Annotated in this window: 2 protein-coding genes; both read left to right on the forward strand. The window is 63.8% G+C overall.

Annotation, left to right across the window (positions count from 1 at the left end):
* Window positions 1–165 precede the first annotated feature (165 nt).
* Window positions 166–1,671: a gas vesicle protein GvpD P-loop domain-containing protein gene (gene gvpD / locus VEY12_08310; protein ID HYM40127.1), complete on the forward strand. Its 1,506-nt coding sequence runs from the start codon at window positions 166–168 to the stop codon at window positions 1,669–1,671.
* Window positions 1,672–1,812: 141 nt separating this feature from the next.
* The gene (locus tag VEY12_08315) at window positions 1,813–2,157 is read left to right on the forward strand and encodes a helix-turn-helix domain-containing protein (protein HYM40128.1); all 345 of its coding nucleotides are present in this window, start codon (window positions 1,813–1,815) and stop codon (window positions 2,155–2,157) included.
* Window positions 2,158–2,453: the final 296 nt, after the last annotated feature.

A 2,453-nucleotide genomic window follows, 5' to 3' on the forward strand; every position in this document is an offset into this window, starting at 1 on the left:
CGCCTTCGTGTTGTTCAACAACGAGTCCATGCACGCGGACGCCCGCCGCTTCCGTGACTTGCTTTCCGCGGACGCGCCCCGATAATCAGGAGTGGCATTCATCCGCGAGCATGGGCAAGGAAACCTTTCTATAGCCGCCGTCGCTCTTGCGGCCGAGGTTCCGACATGCCGAAGGCTTCCCGCATCCCTCGCGAAGTCATCGAGTTCTTCAACGCCCCCGGGGGGCACTCGCTGATCGTGAAGGGTCAGGCGGGGACGGGCAAGACCACGTTCGCCCTCCAGCTCACCGAGGAGCTCGGCGAGGTCGCCTCCTCACACTATCTGAGCTCCCGCGTCTCCGACGAGTCCCTGTACAACCAGTTCTCCTGGCTCAAGGATCGGCTCAAGCCGGCCATCCTCCAGGCTCCGCCGAAGCCCGCGCACCCGACGACCAAGGTCACCCGCGTGGCACTCGATCAGCTCGAGGGGAAGATCCAGGCCGGCGAAGAGACCACGGAGGAAGAGGCCGCCAAGTCCGTCGCGGGAGCCGAGGTCAAGGACGGCTTCCTCGAGATGGCCATCGGGTTCGATCTGCCCGAAGTCGAGGCCGCGTACGACTTCGTCGATGCCCGGATCCCGAAGCGGTCCCTGGTGCTGATCGATTCCGTCGACGCCCTCGCGGAGCACTACGGGATCGCACAGTCCAAGTTGATCAACGTCCTCCAGCGCGACCTCGTCGAGGGGAATCGGCAGAACGTGCTCTACGTCCTGGAAGGCAGCGGCGAGACGCGCCTGGACTACCTGGGGGACGGCGTCGTGAACCTCGCGTCCACGGAGCATGAAGGGCGCCGCCTCCGCGTGATGACCATCGAGAAGCTCCGCGGCCAGCAGGTCCGGCAGCACAAGTACCTGTACACGCTCGACGGCGGTCGGCTCGAAGCGTTCCGGATCGCGGACGATCACGAGGAGAATCCGCCGAAGCCGTGGAAGCCCGTGCCGGATCCGTCCAAGGCGTCCGTGAGCACGGGGTTGCGCTCCTTGGACGGGATCCTCGGAGGGTTCGCGAAGGGTCGCGTCGTCGCGTTCGAGATCTCGACCCAGGTGCCGGCGGACTACGTGGACTGGCTGCGGACGGCCATCATGTGCAACTTCGTGGCCCAGGGACGCGGCGTGGCCCATGTGCCCCCTCGGAAGGGCAGCGCGGAGTACGCCCGCGAGCTCGTGAGCCCGCACCTGCCGCCGAACTCGTTCGAAACCCACATCCAGGTCTTCGAGTCCGTGACCCTGGGGGGCGGCGACGTGTCACGCAATGCACTCCACATGGAAGGCAACAACGTGGACACGGACCTGAAGTGGTCCAACGTCGAGTACCACCTTCCCAAGTCCACACGGCCCTACCTCGCGCTCATGGCGTTCGACACGCTCGAGAGCGTGTACGGCGACAAGGTGCTCGAGCAGATGTCCGGCGTCCTTGGCGCCGTCCGGCGGTCCAAGGACGTCTTCGTCGGATTCGCGACGCCCCAGAGCGCGTCCGCGACGAAGCTGTCGAATCTGGCGAGCGCGGTCCTCCACCTGGAGAGCGTGAACGGTTCGGTCGTCCTGTACGGCGAGAAGCCGTACACGGAGCTGTTCAACCTCTCCTGGGACTGGAGTGGCGGAGTCCCCGACGCCGTGCTTCGGCCCATCGTGTGATCGCGGCGATTGGCCGGGTTCGCGCGCTCCGTCCGGTGGACGTCGTCTCCCGGAGAAGGAACGGGTTCCTAGGGAGACGCAGTATCAAAAACGAGAACCGGATAGAAATGTGGTTAATATGGGGGTTGAATCGGACGCGCAATGCGGGAAAAGGATGTTTCGCGGTTGCTCACGGACGAGTACGCGGAACGGATCCTGGTCGCTACCCAGGACGTCCCGAGGTCCGTGCAGGAAATCTCGGACCGGTACGACATTCCCATCGCCGCATGCTACCGCAAGATCCACGAGCTTGAGTCCGCGGGCTTCCTGAAGGTCGCCGAGATCGTCACGACGCCGAAGGGCAAGACGATGAAGCTGTACCGCTCCCTCCTGAAGTCCGCCCATCTCGTCTACGAGGACGGCGTGTTCCGGGTGAAGTTCGAGTTCGACGTGGAGAAGGACATCAACGGCAAGTGGATCGAGCTGAACTCCGCGAACGAGGCCTGAGGCCGCCTCGCGCACGCGCGGACGCGTGTTCCGCGCGCGGTGATAATCATCGCGCGAAACGAATCCCTCCTCTGATAATCAAGGCCGATAGCTTAAATAGGCCCCATCCGCATCGAACCCCTCACAAAGCACGCGGGGTTGGACTTTGGAGGACAACACCGGAAACATCGACGACTTCCAGGGTGCATCGAAGTTTCTGTCGCCCCTCGAGGCATCGCAACTTCTGACCGACGAGTACAGCGCCAAAATCCTTTTGGGCACGTACAAGCGCCGGATCAGCGCCCAGGAAATTAGCC

The sequence above is a fragment of the Thermoplasmata archaeon genome, from assembly GCA_035632695.1.
Classification (GTDB): domain Archaea; phylum Thermoplasmatota; class Thermoplasmata; order RBG-16-68-12; family RBG-16-68-12; genus RBG-16-68-12.